Source organism: Aminobacter aminovorans (genome assembly GCF_900445235.1).
Classification (GTDB): domain Bacteria; phylum Pseudomonadota; class Alphaproteobacteria; order Rhizobiales; family Rhizobiaceae; genus Aminobacter; species Aminobacter aminovorans.
Map to the genome: position 1 here is coordinate 507,604 of NZ_UFSM01000001.1, position 14,514 is coordinate 522,117.

Annotated in this window: 13 protein-coding genes; 7 read left to right on the top strand and 6 right to left on the bottom strand. The window is 65.2% G+C overall.

Features of this window, described 5'->3' with window-relative positions:
• Together DY201_RS02485 and DY201_RS02490 are read left to right on the top strand one after the other, a co-directional pair.
• Window positions 1–786, top strand: a complete 786-nt coding sequence (locus DY201_RS02485) for an ABC transporter ATP-binding protein (RefSeq protein WP_115729836.1) — start codon at window positions 1–3, stop codon at window positions 784–786.
• Between the two features lie 3 nt (window positions 787–789).
• Entirely contained in the window at window positions 790–1,692 is a 903-nt protein-coding gene (locus DY201_RS02490) for an ABC transporter permease (RefSeq protein ID WP_115729837.1), read from the top strand.
• 27 nt (window positions 1,693–1,719) lie between these two features.
• Here the strand turns inward: DY201_RS02490 and tauC are convergent, their stop codons facing one another.
• The 4 genes from tauC to DY201_RS02510 form a co-directional block, all read right to left on the bottom strand.
• A complete protein-coding gene (gene tauC, locus DY201_RS02495; RefSeq protein WP_115729838.1) occupies window positions 1,720–2,577 on the bottom strand; it encodes a taurine ABC transporter permease TauC in 858 nt (285 codons plus the stop codon).
• Window positions 2,574–3,347, bottom strand: a complete 774-nt coding sequence (locus tag DY201_RS02500; protein WP_115729839.1) for a taurine ABC transporter ATP-binding protein — start codon at window positions 3,345–3,347, stop codon at window positions 2,574–2,576. Before DY201_RS02500 ends, tauC begins: the two co-directional genes overlap by 4 nt.
• A gap of 90 nt (window positions 3,348–3,437) precedes the next feature.
• Complete coding sequence (gene tauA, locus DY201_RS02505; protein WP_115729840.1) at window positions 3,438–4,451, bottom strand: taurine ABC transporter substrate-binding protein; 1,014 nt, start codon at window positions 4,449–4,451, stop codon at window positions 3,438–3,440.
• 177 nt (window positions 4,452–4,628) lie between these two features.
• Window positions 4,629–4,874, bottom strand: a complete 246-nt coding sequence (locus tag DY201_RS02510; RefSeq protein WP_115729841.1) for a DUF982 domain-containing protein — start codon at window positions 4,872–4,874, stop codon at window positions 4,629–4,631.
• A gap of 330 nt (window positions 4,875–5,204) precedes the next feature.
• Between DY201_RS02510 and DY201_RS02515 the strand changes: the two genes are divergently transcribed.
• Genes DY201_RS02515 through DY201_RS02525 form a run of 3 tightly spaced genes read left to right on the top strand, consistent with a single transcriptional unit; the run spans window position 5,205 to window position 10,330 of the window.
• A complete protein-coding gene (locus tag DY201_RS02515; RefSeq protein ID WP_245431871.1) occupies window positions 5,205–6,179 on the top strand; it encodes an efflux RND transporter periplasmic adaptor subunit in 975 nt (324 codons plus the stop codon).
• Window positions 6,176–7,243, top strand: a complete 1,068-nt coding sequence (locus DY201_RS02520; protein WP_115729843.1) for an efflux RND transporter periplasmic adaptor subunit — start codon at window positions 6,176–6,178, stop codon at window positions 7,241–7,243. Before DY201_RS02515 ends, DY201_RS02520 begins: the two co-directional genes overlap by 4 nt.
• Complete coding sequence (locus DY201_RS02525) at window positions 7,244–10,330, top strand: efflux RND transporter permease subunit (RefSeq protein WP_115729844.1); 3,087 nt, start codon at window positions 7,244–7,246, stop codon at window positions 10,328–10,330.
• Window positions 10,331–10,351: 21 nt separating this feature from the next.
• Here the strand turns inward: DY201_RS02525 and pcaD are convergent, their stop codons facing one another.
• Window positions 10,352–11,149, bottom strand: coding sequence for a 3-oxoadipate enol-lactonase (pcaD, locus tag DY201_RS02530; RefSeq protein ID WP_115729845.1), 798 nt, complete (start codon window positions 11,147–11,149; stop codon window positions 10,352–10,354).
• 167 nt (window positions 11,150–11,316) lie between these two features.
• Between pcaD and DY201_RS02535 the strand changes: the two genes are divergently transcribed.
• Complete coding sequence (locus DY201_RS02535) at window positions 11,317–12,069, top strand: SDR family NAD(P)-dependent oxidoreductase (protein WP_115729846.1); 753 nt, start codon at window positions 11,317–11,319, stop codon at window positions 12,067–12,069.
• Between the two features lie 101 nt (window positions 12,070–12,170).
• On the opposite strand, the gene DY201_RS02540 is transcribed toward DY201_RS02535, so the two are convergent.
• On the bottom strand, window positions 12,171–13,541 hold the full coding sequence (locus DY201_RS02540; RefSeq protein ID WP_115729847.1) for an aspartate aminotransferase family protein: 1,371 nt from the start codon (window positions 13,539–13,541) through the stop codon (window positions 12,171–12,173).
• Between the two features lie 285 nt (window positions 13,542–13,826).
• Here DY201_RS02540 and DY201_RS02545 point away from each other — a divergent pair, with 285 nt between their 5' ends.
• Entirely contained in the window at window positions 13,827–14,513 is a 687-nt protein-coding gene (locus DY201_RS02545) for a GntR family transcriptional regulator (protein WP_115729848.1), read from the top strand.
• Window position 14,514 lies beyond the last annotated feature (1 nt).

Consider the following 14,514-nt stretch of genomic DNA (forward strand, 5'->3'; position numbering starts at 1 on the left):
ATGCCCCTGCTTGTCTGCGCGGACTTACGCAAAACCTTCAACGCCGGCCTTGCCGGAGCGCGACCGGCGTTGAACGGGGTGGACCTTGCGCTTGATCGCGGCGACTTCGTCGTGATCATCGGCTCCAACGGCGCCGGCAAATCGACGCTGCTCAACACCATCGCGGGCGCGATCGAGCCGGATGGCGGCTCGATCGCCCTGGACGGCCAGGACATCACCGGCCTTGCAGCACATCGGCGGGCGGGCATGATCGCGCGGGTCTTCCAGGACCCGATGATCGGTACTGCAGCGGCCATGACCATCGAGGAAAACCTGGCCCTGGCCGAACAGCGCGGGCAACGCAGAGGCTTCGCACGTCATCTCGACGGTGCCAAGCGCGACCGCTACCGGGCGCTGCTCGCCGGTCTGGCGCTCGGCATGGAAGACCGGTTGTCGACGCCGGTGGCCCAGCTCTCCGGCGGGCAACGCCAGGCCTTGTCCCTGATCATGGCATCGTTGTCGCGCCCCTCGCTGCTGTTGCTCGACGAGCATACGGCAGCATTGGACCCGCGCACCGCCGACCTGATCATGGCGACGACCTTGCGGATCGTCGCGGAGCAGTCGCTGACCACGCTGATGGTCACCCACAACATGCGCCAGGCGATCGAGACCGGTAACCGGCTCGTCATGATGGATGCCGGCCGCATCCGCGACGACATCGGCGGCACCGAGAAAGCAAGACTCACGCCTGCCGATCTCGTCGAGAAGTTCAGAATCGAAAATGATCGCATGCTGCTCGGAACCTGACCAATGGACGTGATCCACGCCTATCTCAATCTCGTGCCGGTGACGCTGTCGCAAAGCCTCATCTATTCGTTCCTGGTGCTCGGCATCATGATCCCGTTCCGTTTGCTGAGCTTTCCTGATCTGACCAGCGAAGGTGCGTTTCCGCTTGGCGGCTGCGTCTGCGCCACGCTTTTGCTGGCGGGATATCCGCCCCTCTTGGCAACCGTTGTCGCGATGCTCGCCGGTGTCGGAGCCGGCGCGGCGACCGCGCTGGTGCATCTGCGCTTTCGCATCAATTCGCTGCTGGCAGGCATCCTGGTCTTCACGGCACTCTACAGCGTGAACATGCGCGTTCTCGGGCGCTCGAACATCGCCTTGTTCAACACCGACAACATCTTCACCCAGATCAACCCGGCCATCCTGACCGACGTTCGGCTGCAGGTCGCCACATTCGCCGTGCTGATCGTCGTGGCCCTGGTCGCATTGCGCTGGTACCTGGCCACGCAGGCAGGGGCGGCGCTGCGCGTCATCGGCATCAATCCGGAGCTGGCGCCATCGCTCGGCATCAGCATCTGGACATACACGATCGTCGGATTGGGTGTCGCCTCCGGCCTGACCGCCCTTGGCGGCGCGCTCATCGTGCAATTGCAGGGCTATGCCGATGTCGGAATGGGCACCGGCATCCTGATCAACGGTCTCGCCTCGCTGGTCATCGGCGAAACCATCACCGGGCGGCAGACCGTCACCCGGCAATTGCTGGCGCCTGTCGTCGGTGCAATGGTCTATTATCAGCTCGTGTCGCTGGCGCTGTCGATCGGGTTGCAGCCAAGCGACCTCAAGGTCGTGACAGCCGGCTTCGTGCTGGTGACGCTGGGGCTACCCATGCTGCGCGGACGCAGCGCCATGCGCGAAACCATGCGGGCATAAGTGCCGGGCCGCAGCCTCGGCCGACCGCTACTCGCGGCCGGCCCAGGGCACAAGCCTGCGTTCGACAAAGCGCAAGCCGAATTCGAGTACGAAGGCGACCGCGGCGATGACCAGTATGCCCATCACGACGACGTCGGTAACGAGAAACTGAGCCGCCGACTGGATCATGAAGCCGAGCCCCCTTGTGGCGGCGACAAGCTCGGCAGCGACCAAAGTGGTCCAGCCGGCGCCGAGCGCGATGCGCAGGCCGGTGAGGATCGACGGCAGGGCGCTGGGCAAGACGACGAAGCGGATGACCTGCTGGCGCGTGGCGCCAAGCGAGCGCGCGGCGTTGAGGCGATCCTGCTGGACACCGCGCACGCCGGAGGCCGTCGACAGCGCGATCGGCGCCACCATGGCAATCGCGATGACCAGCACCTTGGCCTCTTCGCCGATGCCGAACCATATGATGATCAGGGGAAGGTAGGCGAGCGGCGGGATAGGCCGCAGGAACTCGAGCACGGGATCGAAGATGCCACGGCCGATGCGGCTGGCGCCGATGGCGAGGCCGACCGGTATGCCGATGAGCGTGGCCGCCACGAGTGCGGCGAAGACGCGTCCGAGCGACGCCACCAGATGCTGAAAAAGCGTCGCGTCGACGAAACCCTGCGACGCCACCGTCCAGAACTTGGCAAGCACATCCTGCGGCGGTGGCAGGAACAGCGGCGCGACCAGCCCGAGCCTGGTGACGAGGGTCCACGTCAAGAGGGCAACCAGGATGGTGATGGCGCTGATGCTGCGCGACGACAGCCCGCGGCGGGGTGTTTCGCTGCGTGGCGCGCGCACCGTCGAAATCTCGGGTTCAGCCCGTTCGTGCCGAACACGTTCGGCATGCAGCAGTGTCATGCCGGCTCTCCTTCGAAGATCGCGTCGGCGAGCTCTGCCCGCGCCTCGGCAAATGCCGGGTCGGCCTTGATCGAACGGACGGGTTCGCCCTGGGCATAGCGGCGACTGAAACCAGCCTCGAACGAGTGGGCGATGCGGCCGGGATCGGGCGCCATGACGACGACGCGGGTGCCAAGCAGCAGCGCCTCCTCGATACCGTGAGTGACCATCAGCACGCCGAGATTGCCCGGCGTCCAGATATCGAGCAGCAGCGTCTGCATGCGCTCGCGGGTCAAGGCGTCGAGTGCGCCAAGCGGTTCGTCCATTAAAAGGAATTCGGGCTGAGCGGCGAGCGCGCGGGCAAGGCCGACACGCTGGCGCATGCCGCCGGACATCTCCCATACCGGCTTGTCACCCAGGCCGTCGAGGCGGACACGCTTGAGCAAATCGTTGGCAAGGGCATGCCGCTGCCTTTCGCCGATGCCGCGCAATCTGGGCGCGAAGGCGACGTTGTCCCGGGCGGAAAACCATGGAAACAGCGCATCGCTCTGGAAAACCACGGCGCGGTCGGCGCCCGGCCCTTCGATCGGCCGGCCATCGGCCAAGGCCTCGCCGCGTTCGGGCAGGACCAGGCCGGCCGCCACGTTGAGCAAGGTCGACTTGCCGCAACCGGAGCGGCCGGTGAGCACGACGAATTCGCCATGGCCGACGGAGAGCGATGCGCCCTCGACGGCGGGTCGCGCCTGTCCGGTGTAGCGTACGGCGATGTTGCTGAGCGAAAGCGCCGACATGAACGGATCTCCTGGAAAATGGGATGCCCCGGCCGGGAGGAGCCGGCCGGGGCTTCATGCCCGCGCGGGAGGTCGCGGGTGCATCACGCCTCAGTTGGAGGCGAGCGCCTCGGTGACGTATTTCGACGTCACATACTTCGAGTAGTCGGGCTGAACGGCGTCGATCTTGCCCTGCTCCTTGAGGAAGGCCGAGGTCGCCGCCACCGCCTTTACGGTATCGCCGCCGAGGAACTTGACTGACGCCTGCTCTTCAAGCGTCGGGAAGACGTAACCCTTGAGCAGCGCCGGCACTTCCTCGACCTTGGCACCGGTGAGGCGGGCGATCTTGTCGGCCTGTGGTGAGCCCTTGGCCCAGGCTTCCGGTTTGGCGAGGAATTCGGCGTAGGCTGCGCCTGTGACCTTGACGAAGTCGCGCACGGCGGCCGGGTTCTTCGCGGCAAAGTCGGTGCGGACGATCCAGGCGTCGAAGGTCGGCGCGCCCCATTCGGCGACCTTTGCCGAGTCGAGCACGACCTTGCCCGAGGTCTTGATCTGACCGAGCGCCGGATCCCAGACATAGGCCGCGTCTATGTCGCCGCGCTGCCAGGCAGCCGCGATTTCAGGCGGACGCAGATTGAGGATTTCGACCGACTTGGGATCGACGCCCTCGTGCTTGAGGGCGGCGAGCAGGCTGTAATGCGTGGTCGAAACGAAGGGCACCGCGACCTTCTTGCCGGCGAGATCGGCAGCCTTTTCGATGCCGGCGCCATCGCGGGCGACGAGTGCCTCGGATTCGCCGATCAGGCCGACAACGAAAATGGTTTCGATAGGCAGCTCGCGGCTCGCAGCGGCGGCCAGCGGGCTCGAGCCGACATAGCCGATGTCGACGGCGCCGGAAGCGATCGCCGCGATGACATCGGCACCGGAATCGAACTTGCGCCAGTCTATGCTGGCCTTGGTGGCGGCCTCATAGGCGCCGTCGGCCTGTGGCACTTTCGAGGGCTCGACAACCGTCTGGTAGCCGATGGTGATCTTGAGCTCCTCGGCCTGGACCGCACCGACTGAAGGCGCAAGCGACAGGGCGGCGGCGGTGGCGAGCAAGGCACGGCGCGTGAAATCTGACATGGGCTTCCCTCTCGGGGTTGAATGACGATGCCCATTCAGGATGTTTAATTCTACAAACTCTGTAGAGTTAATTTATTCCGGTAAAGCCGTGTCCCGGTAAAATGTCCTGCCCCATTTTGCCGGCAACTTGGATTTGTGCCGTTCGCCACGCCATCATCCGGTCAGCAGCCAGGCGGCTCAGACCCGGATGCCGATCTCGTCGGCTGCGGCGATGAAGGCCCGTTTGGCCGCCTCGCGCGTGCGGGTGCCGGCCAGGGCTGCGGATACGCATTCCACCGCCTCGCGATAGAGCGGGCCGCTGCGCTTGGCATGCGGCCAGTCCACCAGTGCTTCGTAGGCGCCCTTGACGGTCGTGACCTCGCGCTGGGTGCTTTCCGCTCCGATGCGGATCTTGACCGGGTTGTCGAAGAGCATGCGATCCATGGCGGTCCTCCGAGATTGATTGCGTCGAACAACGCTCCGGAACAGCTCGGGTTCCCTGACTGTCGTGCTGTGCACCCCACTTCGAACCGTGCTGCGTCCGGTCGCTGGCGACAGCTTGCAAGGCGTTGCCGGATCGCCTCTTGCATCGTAGCTTGTCGGCGAAGCGATTTGGGGGTGCACATGCGATCCACGAACCCAATCACCGCAGGCATGCCGGGCGAGATGTCGGCATGCGCCCCGCCCAGACGACACCTCCCTGCCCTCGCGCTCTGCTTATTGTTACCGGTTTCAGCCTGCCAGAAGCAGGAAGCGACGGAACGGCAGCCTATCATGGTGCGCTCCGTCGAGGTGAAGCAATCAGACTATGCGCCATCGACGTCGCTGACCGGGGTCATCGCCGCCAGGACGCTGAACAATCTGTCGTTCCAGGTCGGTGGCCGGGTCGCCGAGCGCAGTGTCGACATCGGCCAGCGCGTCACCAAGGGCCAGGTGCTGGCCAGGCTCGACCCACAGGAGCAGCAGTCGGATGTGCGGGCGGCGCAAGCCAGCCTCTATGCCGCCCAGGCGCAGCTCAGGCAGGCCGCCGCAGCATTCGACAGGCAGAAGACGCTGCTTGCCCAGGGCTTCACGACCCGGCGCGACTACGATCAGGCCGATCAGGCGCAACGCGTCGCCCAAAGCGGAGTGGAATCGGCGCAGAGCCAGATGAGCAACGCCGAGGACCGGCTGACCTATACCGAGCTTAAGGCCAGCGCCGACGGCGTGGTGACGGCACGAACGATCGAGGTCGGCCAGGTGGTGCAGGCGGCGCAGACGGTGTTCACCGTCGCCGAGGATGGCGACCGCGACGCGGTGTTCAATGTCGACGAGGCGCTGGTGGCGCGCAACCCGGTGGCGCCCGACGTGATGATCGCGCTCATTTCTGACCCGCGCATCAAGGCCCCGGGGCAGGTGCGCGAGGTGTCGCCGGCGGTAGACCCGGCATCCGGCTCGATCCGGGTCAAGGTGAGGGTGCCGAACACGCCGATCGAGATGCCGCTTGGCGCGGCGATATCAGGCACGATCGTGTCGAAGCCTCAGCCAGCCATCGTGCTGCCCTGGCAAGCGCTGATGTCGGATGCAGGCCAGCCAGCGGTCTGGACCATCGACCCCGCGACAAAGGCGGTGGCGCTGGCAGCGATCGAGATACAGTCCTTCGCCTCGGGCGTCGTCGTCGTGGCCAGGGGACTGGAGGTCGGACAATCGGTCGTCGCCCAGGGCGGCCAGTTGCTCAGTCCCGGCCAGATGGTGGAGGTGGCGCCATGAGGTTCAAGACAAGCATGCTCGCCCTCGTCTCGCTGCTCGCGCTTGCGGCCTGCAGCGAAGCCGAGGCGCCACCGCCCGAAGTCATCCGGCCGGTGCTGTCGACGGTGGTCGAGCCGCATGGCCAGACGGCGCAAGGTTTTGCCGGCACGATCCAGCCGGAATTTTCCGCCGACCTCGCCTTCCGCCTGCTCGGGCGATTGGTGGCGCGCGATGTCGGCGTCGGCGACATGGTGACCAAGGGCGAGACGCTGGCCGCGATCGACCCGCTGGCACTGGAGCTGGCAGCGCAGGCGGCGCGCGCCGACCTGACGACGGCGGAGGCCCAGTTCGCCAATGCCGCCGCCAGCGAGGAGCGACAGCGCAGCCTTCTGGCCGAATCCAACACCTCGCAGGCAGTCTACGATTCCGCCAAGCAGGCGCTGGATTCCGCTGCGGCCAATGTCGAGCGGACGCGTGCGGCACTGGCCAAGTCGGAGGAGCAACTCGGTTATGCCCGGCTGTTTTCCGATTTCGACGGCATCGTCACGGCGGTCGGCGCCGAGGTCGGCCAGACCGTCTCGCCGGGGCAGATGGTGGTGACGGTGGCGCGCTCGGATGCACGCGAGGCGGTCGTCGACGTTCCCGACCAGATGGCGACCAGTCTCCGCGACGGCGACGAATTCGAGGTGGCGTTGCAGATGCTGCCGTCGCTGCGGGTCAAGGCGCATGTCCGCGAGATCGCGCCGCAAGCAGACGCAGCGACGCGGACGCGGCGGGTGCGGCTGGCGCTGAGCGAGCCGCCGACGGCCTTCCGGCTCGGCTCGACGGTGACGGCGACACAGTTGTCGAAGACGGACGAAGCGATCGACCTGCCGCTGACAGCGCTGCTCGAAAAGGACGGCAAGAGCTTCGTCTGGGTTGTCGATCCCGGCGCCTCGACCGTCAGCCTGCAGGCCGTCGAGGTCAAGGCGAAGGGCGGCGCGAACTTCACCGCCGGCGGTATCAGCGCGGGCACGCGCGTGGTGACTGCGGGCGTGCGCAGCCTTGCCGAGGGCCAGAAAGTCAGAATTCCAGAGGGGGCGTAGGTGAAGGGTTTCAATCTTTCCGACTGGGCGCTGAACCACCGCTCCCTGGTCTGGTACTTCATGCTGATCTTCACCGTCGCGGGCGTCTTCGCTTATCTCAATCTCGGCCGCGAGGAAGACCCGAGCTTCACCATCAAGACGATGCTGATCCAGGCCAACTGGCCGGGCGCCTCGGTCGACGAGACGACGCGGCAGGTGACCGACAGGATCGAAAAGAAGCTCGAGGAGCTGGAGAGCCTCGACTTCAGCCGCAGCGTGACGACAGCCGGCCAGACGATCATCTTCGTCAATCTCAAGCCGACCACCAAGGCGCGCGACGTGGCCCCGACCTGGGTGCAGGTCCGCAACATGGTCAACGACCTCAGGCCAAACTTCCCGCAAGGGGTGCAGGGCCCGTTCTTCAACGATCGTTTCGGCGACGTGTTCGGCAACATCTATGCCTTCACCTCGGACGGGCTGTCGATGCGCCAGCTGCGCGACTATGTCGAGATGGTGCGCACACGCATCCTGACCATTCCCAATGCCGGCAAGGTCGAGCTCATTGGCGCGCAGGACGAGGTCATCTATCTTGAATTCTCGACGCGCCAGATCGCGGCACTCGGCCTCAACCAGCAAGCCGTGGTCGCCAGCCTGCAGGCGCAGAACGCGGTGTCGCCGTCGGGCGTGATCGAGGCCGGGCCGGAACGGATCGCTGTGCGCGTCGGTGGCCAGTTCGCCTCCGAGGAGAGCCTGAAGGCGATCAATCTCAGGGTCAACGACCGCTTCTTCCGCCTGAGCGACGTCGCCACCATCAGCCGCGGTTATCTCGATCCGCCGACCTCGCTGTTCCGGGTCAATGGCGAACCGGCGATCGGGCTGGCCATCGGCATGAAGCCGAACGCCAACCTGCTGGAGTTCGGCGACGCGCTGAAGGCGCTCATGGCGCAGGTAACCGGCGAATTGCCGGTCGGCGTCGGCGTGCACCAGGTCGCCGACCAGCCGGTCATCGTCGAACACGCGGTGTCGGGCTTCACCCGAGCGCTTTTCGAGGCCGTGGCAATCGTGCTCGCCGTGTCCTTCATCAGTCTCGGCATGCGCGCCGGCTTCGTCGTCGCGCTTTCGGTTCCGCTGGTGCTGGCCATCACCTTCCTGGTCATGGCCTATATGGGCATTTCGCTGCAGCGTATTTCCCTCGGCGCGCTGATCATCGCGCTCGGCCTGCTCGTCGACGACGCGATGATTGCCGTCGAGATGATGGTGGCGCGGCTGGAGGTCGGCGATTCGCTCCGAAAAGCCGCGACCTATGTCTACACCTCGACCGCGTTTCCGATGCTGACCGGCACGCTGGTGACGGTCGCCGGCTTCATCCCGATCGGCCTCAACACCAGCCAGGCAGGTGAATACACCTACACGCTGTTCGTCGTCATCGCCGTCTCGCTCCTGCTGTCTTGGATCGTGGCCGTGCTGTTTGCACCGCTGCTCGGCGTCACGCTGCTGCCCCCAACCATGAAGAAGCATGACGAGCGGCCGGGCCGATTTGCTGCGGGCTTCTCGCGCCTGCTGCGGCTTGCCGTGCGCCGCCACTGGCTGACCATCATCGCCACCATCGTCGCCTTCGTGCTGTCGGTGGTGGGGCTGACCTTCGTGCAGCAGCAGTTCTTCCCGCCGTCGGACAGGCCCGAGCTGATCGTCGACTGGAACCTGCCGCAAAACAGCTCGATCGCCGAGACACGTGCCCAGATCGAGCGCTTCGAGGAGATCGCGTTGAAGGGCAACGCCGACATCGACCACTGGAGCTCCTATATCGGCCAGGGCGCGGTGCGCTTCGTGCTGGCCTATGACGTGCAGCCGGCCAACCCCTATTTCGGCCAGACCGTGATCGTGACCAAGGATCTCGAGGCGCGGCACAGGGTGCAGCCCGCGATCGAAAAGATCCTGCGTGAGCAGTTCGTGGGCACCGACACCTACGTCAAGACGCTGGAGCTCGGCCCGCCAGTGGGCCGACCGGTGCAGTATCGCATCAGCGGTCCGGAGGTGCAGACTGTGCGGGCGCTGTCGCAGCAGCTCGCTGGGGTCATTTCGGCCAATCCCAAGCTGCAGGCGCCAAGCTTCGACTGGAACGAGCCGGAGCGCGTACTGAAGGTCGAGGTGCTGCAGGACAAGGCGCGGCAGCTCGGAATCACCTCCGAGGACATCGCCAGCGCCATGAACAGCGTCGTCGGTGGCGTGGCAATTACCCAGGTGCGCGACGCCACCTATCTGATCAATGTCGTGGTGCGGGCGCAGGATGCCGAACGCGGCTCGATCGAAACGCTGCGCAACCTGCAGATACCTACCGGAGGCGGCGAATCCATCCCGCTCGCGACGGTGGCCGACTTCCGCTACGAGATCGAGCAGCCGACGGTCTGGCGCCGCAGTCGCCTGCCCACGATCACCGTCAAGGCGGGCATGGTCGGCAACGCCCTGCCCGACACGGTGGTCGCCGAACTCAAGCCAGCGATCGACGCCTTCGCGGCCAAGCTGCCCGACGGCTACACGGTGGTGACCGGCGGTTCTGTCGAGGAAAGCGCCAACAGCCAGGGACCGATCATCGCCGTGGTGCCGCTGATGCTGTTCATCATGGCAACGGTGCTGATGCTGCAGCTGCAGAGCTTCCAGCGGCTGTTTTTGGTGGTGGCTGTCGCACCGCTCGGCCTGATCGGCGTGGTGGCAGCACTGCTGCCGACGGGCCAGCCGCTCGGCTTCGTTGCAATCCTCGGCGTTCTGGCGCTGGTCGGCATCCTCATCCGCAACTCGGTGATCCTGATCGTCCAGATCGAGGAGCTGATCGCCACAGGGACAGACAGGTGGCACGCGGTGATCGAGGCGTCGGAACACCGCATGCGGCCGATCGCCTTGACCGCCGCAGCCGCCAGCCTGGCGCTGATCCCGATCGCGCGCGAGGTGTTCTGGGCGCCGATGGCCTATGCGATGATGGGCGGCATCCTGGCCGGCACGGCAATCACGCTACTGTTTTTGCCGGCACTCTATGTCGCCTGGTTCAGGCTCAAGGAGCCGGACGAGGCCGGCAGCGCCACGACCGAAGCGATGGAACCACCGGCGGCGTAGGCGCCACCGGTGGCTGCCAGCCTATTGCGGCGGCAGCTGGGCGACGAAGTTCTTGATGAGAGCGGTCAGTTCATCCGGCTTTTCGACGCAGGGAATATGGCCGGCGCCGTCGATGATCTTGAAGCGCGAACCGGGGATGAGGTCGGCCAGGGCGCGCACCAGCGCCGGTGGCGTCGAGCCGTCCTGATCGCCGACGACGCAGAGCGTCGGCACAGCGATTGCCTTCGCCGCCTCGGTGTAGTCGGCGTCGCGCAGGGCAGCACAGGTGCCGGCGTAGCCCGCCACAGGCTGGCGCGTCAGCATGTTGCGGTAACCCGTGAGGTCGTCCTTGCGCTGCTCGTGGAACTCGGGCGTGAACCAAAGCTTCAGCACGGTGTCGACTATTGAGGCGATCCCATTTTTCTCGACGGCGGCGATGCGCGTGTTCCAGCTGTCGTCGGTGCCGATCTTGTGGGCAGTGTCGCAGAGCACCAGCGCGCGAACGAGATCTGGCCGCCTGGCGTAAAGGCCCTGGGCGATCATCCCGCCGACAGAGAGGCCGCAGATGATGGCGTCCTTGACGTTGAGATGGTCGAGCAGGCCTTCGAGATCGCCGATGTGGTCGTCCATCCGATACGGCGCGGTCCCGACATCGGAGAGGCCGTGTCCGCGCTTGTCGTAGGTGACGATCGGAAAGTCGCCGGCGAGGCGCACGATGACGTCGCGCCAGATGCGGAAATCGGTGCCGAGCGAATTGACGAAGACGAAGACCGGCTTGTTCGCAGGCCCGCCGATCAGCTGGTGATGCAGCGTGATGCCGCCGATTTCAGTAAATTGCACGGATAGTCTCCTCGTCGCGAGGTCATGGACATGGGGGCCTAGAAGTCGCCCGTCAGGCCGGCGCGGTCAAGCCGCGAGGCCTCCGCCGAGCGCGGCCGAGAGCCGCGCCCCCTCGCAATGGCAAGGTGCATCCGCTACATAAGCTGTAAGCTTGAAATGAGGATGTGATGGCCGAGAAGACCGAAGGGCGAAAGACGATCGTTTTGACCGGAGCCAGCCGCGGCATCGGCCATGCGACGGTGAAGCGCTTTTCGCGCGAGGGCTGGCGCGTCATCACCTGTTCGCGCCAGGCATTTTCAGACGATTGCCCGTGGCCGGCGGGTCCGGACGATCACATCAAGGTCGACCTCGCCGACCAAGGCGATGTCGGCAGCGCCGTGTCCGAAATCCGCCAGCGCCTGGAAAAGGAAGGCGGACTGCTGCATGCACTCGTCAACAACGCCGGCATCTCGCCCAAGCACAAGGGTGGCGGCCGGATGAACTCGATCGACACGCCGATGCATGTCTGGCGCGACGTGTTCCAGGTCAATTTCCTGGCGCCGATCATGCTGGCGCGCGGCCTGTTCAAGGAACTGGCGGCTGCCAAGGGCTCGGTGGTCAACGTGACCTCGATCGCCGGCACCCGCGTCCATCCCTTCGCCGGCACGGCCTATGCCACGTCCAAGGCAGCACTCGGCGCGCTGACCCGCGAGATGGCCGCCGACTTCGGCCCGCACGGCATCCGTGTCAACGCCATTGCACCCGGCGAGATCGACACTGCGATCCTGTCGCCGGGGACCGAAAAGATCGTCGAGACGATCCCGATGCGCCGGCTCGGCCTGACGTCGGAAGTCGCCGACATCATCTATTTCCTGTGCTCGGGCCAGGCATCCTATGTCACGGGCTCCGAAATCCATATCAACGGCGGCCAGCACGTTTGAGGGCATTTGCCTTCTCTCTATGGGAGAAGGCCTGCCGCGCACCCAAACGAAAAAGCCCGCCGGATGGCGGGCTTTTTGCTGTCACCTGGATGAACCGTCGATCAGGCCTTTACCTGCTTCGCCGCCTCGTCGAGCGACTTCTCGACGGCGTCGAAGATGTCGTCGACCTGCTTGTCGTTGATGATCAGCGGCGGGCAGAAGGCAAGCGCGTCACCCATGTTGCGGGAGATGATGCCGTTCTGCTGCAGGATGCCGTTGACGAGGCCGCCAAGTGCGCCGACGGAGCCCCATGGCGCCTTTGTTGCCTTGTCGGTGACCAACTCCATGGCGCCGATCAGGGCGACACCACGGACCTCGCCGACGAGATCGTGCGAGGCGATTTTCGCCAGGCGCTTCTGCATGTGAGCGCCGACCTCGCGGGCATTGGCGACAAGGTTGCGTTCCTCGATGATCTTGAGATTTTCGAGCGCAACGGCTGCAGCGACCGGATGGCCGCCGGCGGTGAAGCCGTGGCCGAAGGTGCCGATGCGGTTGCTTTCGTCGGCGATCGGTTCGAACACCTTGTCGTTGATCATCAGCGCCGATATCGGCAGATAAGACGACGAGATCTGCTTCGACATGACCATGATGTCGGGCTGCATGGCGTAGGTCTCTGAGCCAAACATGTTGCCGGTGCGACCGAAGCCGCAGATGACTTCGTCGGCGACGAGCAGGATGTCGTACTTCTTGAGAACGGCCTGGATCTTTTCCCAGTAACCCGCCGGCGGCACGACGACGCCGCCCGCACCCATGACCGGCTCGCCGAACATGGCGGCGATGGTCTCAGGGCCTTCAGCCAGGATCAGCTTTTCCAGATCGTCGGCGAGACGGGTCGAGAACTGCTGCTCGGTCTCGCCAGGCAGCGCCTCGCGCCAGTGATGTGGCGACGAGGTGTGCAGCACATTGGCGATCGGCAGGTCGAAGGACAGATGGTTGTTGGGCAGGCCTGTGAGGCTTGCCGAAGCAATGGTGACGCCGTGATAGGCGCGCTTGCGCGAAATGATCTTCTTGCGCTCAGGCTGGCCGAGCGCATTGGAGCGGAACCAGATCATCTTCATGGCCGTATCGTTGGCCTCGGATCCGGAATTGGTGAAGAACGCTTTGCTCATCGGCACCGGCGCCATCGTCACCAGCTTCTCGGCGAGGTCGATCAGCGGCGAGTGACCCTTGTGGGTGAAGCTGTGATAGTAGGGCAGCTTGGCCATCTGCTTCGTCGCCGCATCGACGAGACGCTTCTCCGAGAAACCGACGCCGACGCTCCACAGCCCCGACATCGCCTCGATGTAGCGCTTGCCCGAGATGTCCTCGACATAGATGCCATCGCCCTTTTCGATGATCAGCGGCCCGACCTCCTGGTGGCGGCGGGCATTGGTGTAGGCGTGCATATGGAATTTCTTGTCGCGCGCCTCGGGCGAATTCGGCTGGCTGTCCATTGTCGTTCCTCACTGGATGAAGCGTCGCCGGCAGGGCGACGATGTCGTCGATCTTGCGATGGCAGTCAGCGACCGCTTGCAAAATCCGCAAATTGTTGTTTGATGCATCATGTTTTTCGCGTGGACCAATGTCAAGGGCCAGAGGGGCGGCAGGGGCAGGCCAGACAAGGCCACAGCGCTCTGCATGCCCAGTCCCGACAAAGGAGCACACGGCCTAAGTCCGGCCATAGGCAACGGCGATGTCGTGCAAGGCTGGGACCATGAACGGATGGGCGAAGGGAACCGATGAACGAAGGCTTCGCCTTGCAGATGGTTGAGCACGACAATCTCGGCGAGATTGTCTACGGCCAGCTGTCGGATGCGCTGATCAAGGGACGCTTCGCGCCCGACGCGCGGCTGACGATCCGCGACCTGGCGCAGTCTCTGGGCACATCGGTGACGCCAGTGCGCGACGCCATCCTGCGCCTGATCCAGGACGAGGCGCTGGTGCAGAAGTCGGCACGCGAGGTACGCGTGCCCGTCATGACGCTGGCGCGCTATCTCGAAATCCGCCAGATCAGGATGAAGCTGGAGGGGCTTGCCGCGCGCGAGACGGCGCTGAAGGCAGAGGCCAGGGACATCTCCCGGCTGCGCGAACTGATCGCGCGCAACGAACAGGCTATCGCCGGCGGCGATTGGCCGACAGCACTGGAGCTCAACCAGACCTTCCATTTCGCGCTGGCCGAAATCGCCAGCATGACTGTGCTGCGCGGCATCCTCAACCGGCTGTGGCTGCAGATGGGCCCGATGATCGCGGCGTCCTACCAGCATGGCGGGCGGGCGATGATCGACCACCACCACGTGATCCTCGCCGCCATCGAAGCCCGCGACGCCGACGGGGCCGAGCGCGCCATCGTCGACGACATCAGGGGCGCGAGTTCGGTCATCATCGAGCAACTCGCTGCGCTGAAGCCTGCCGAGGGTGCGGCCTGAC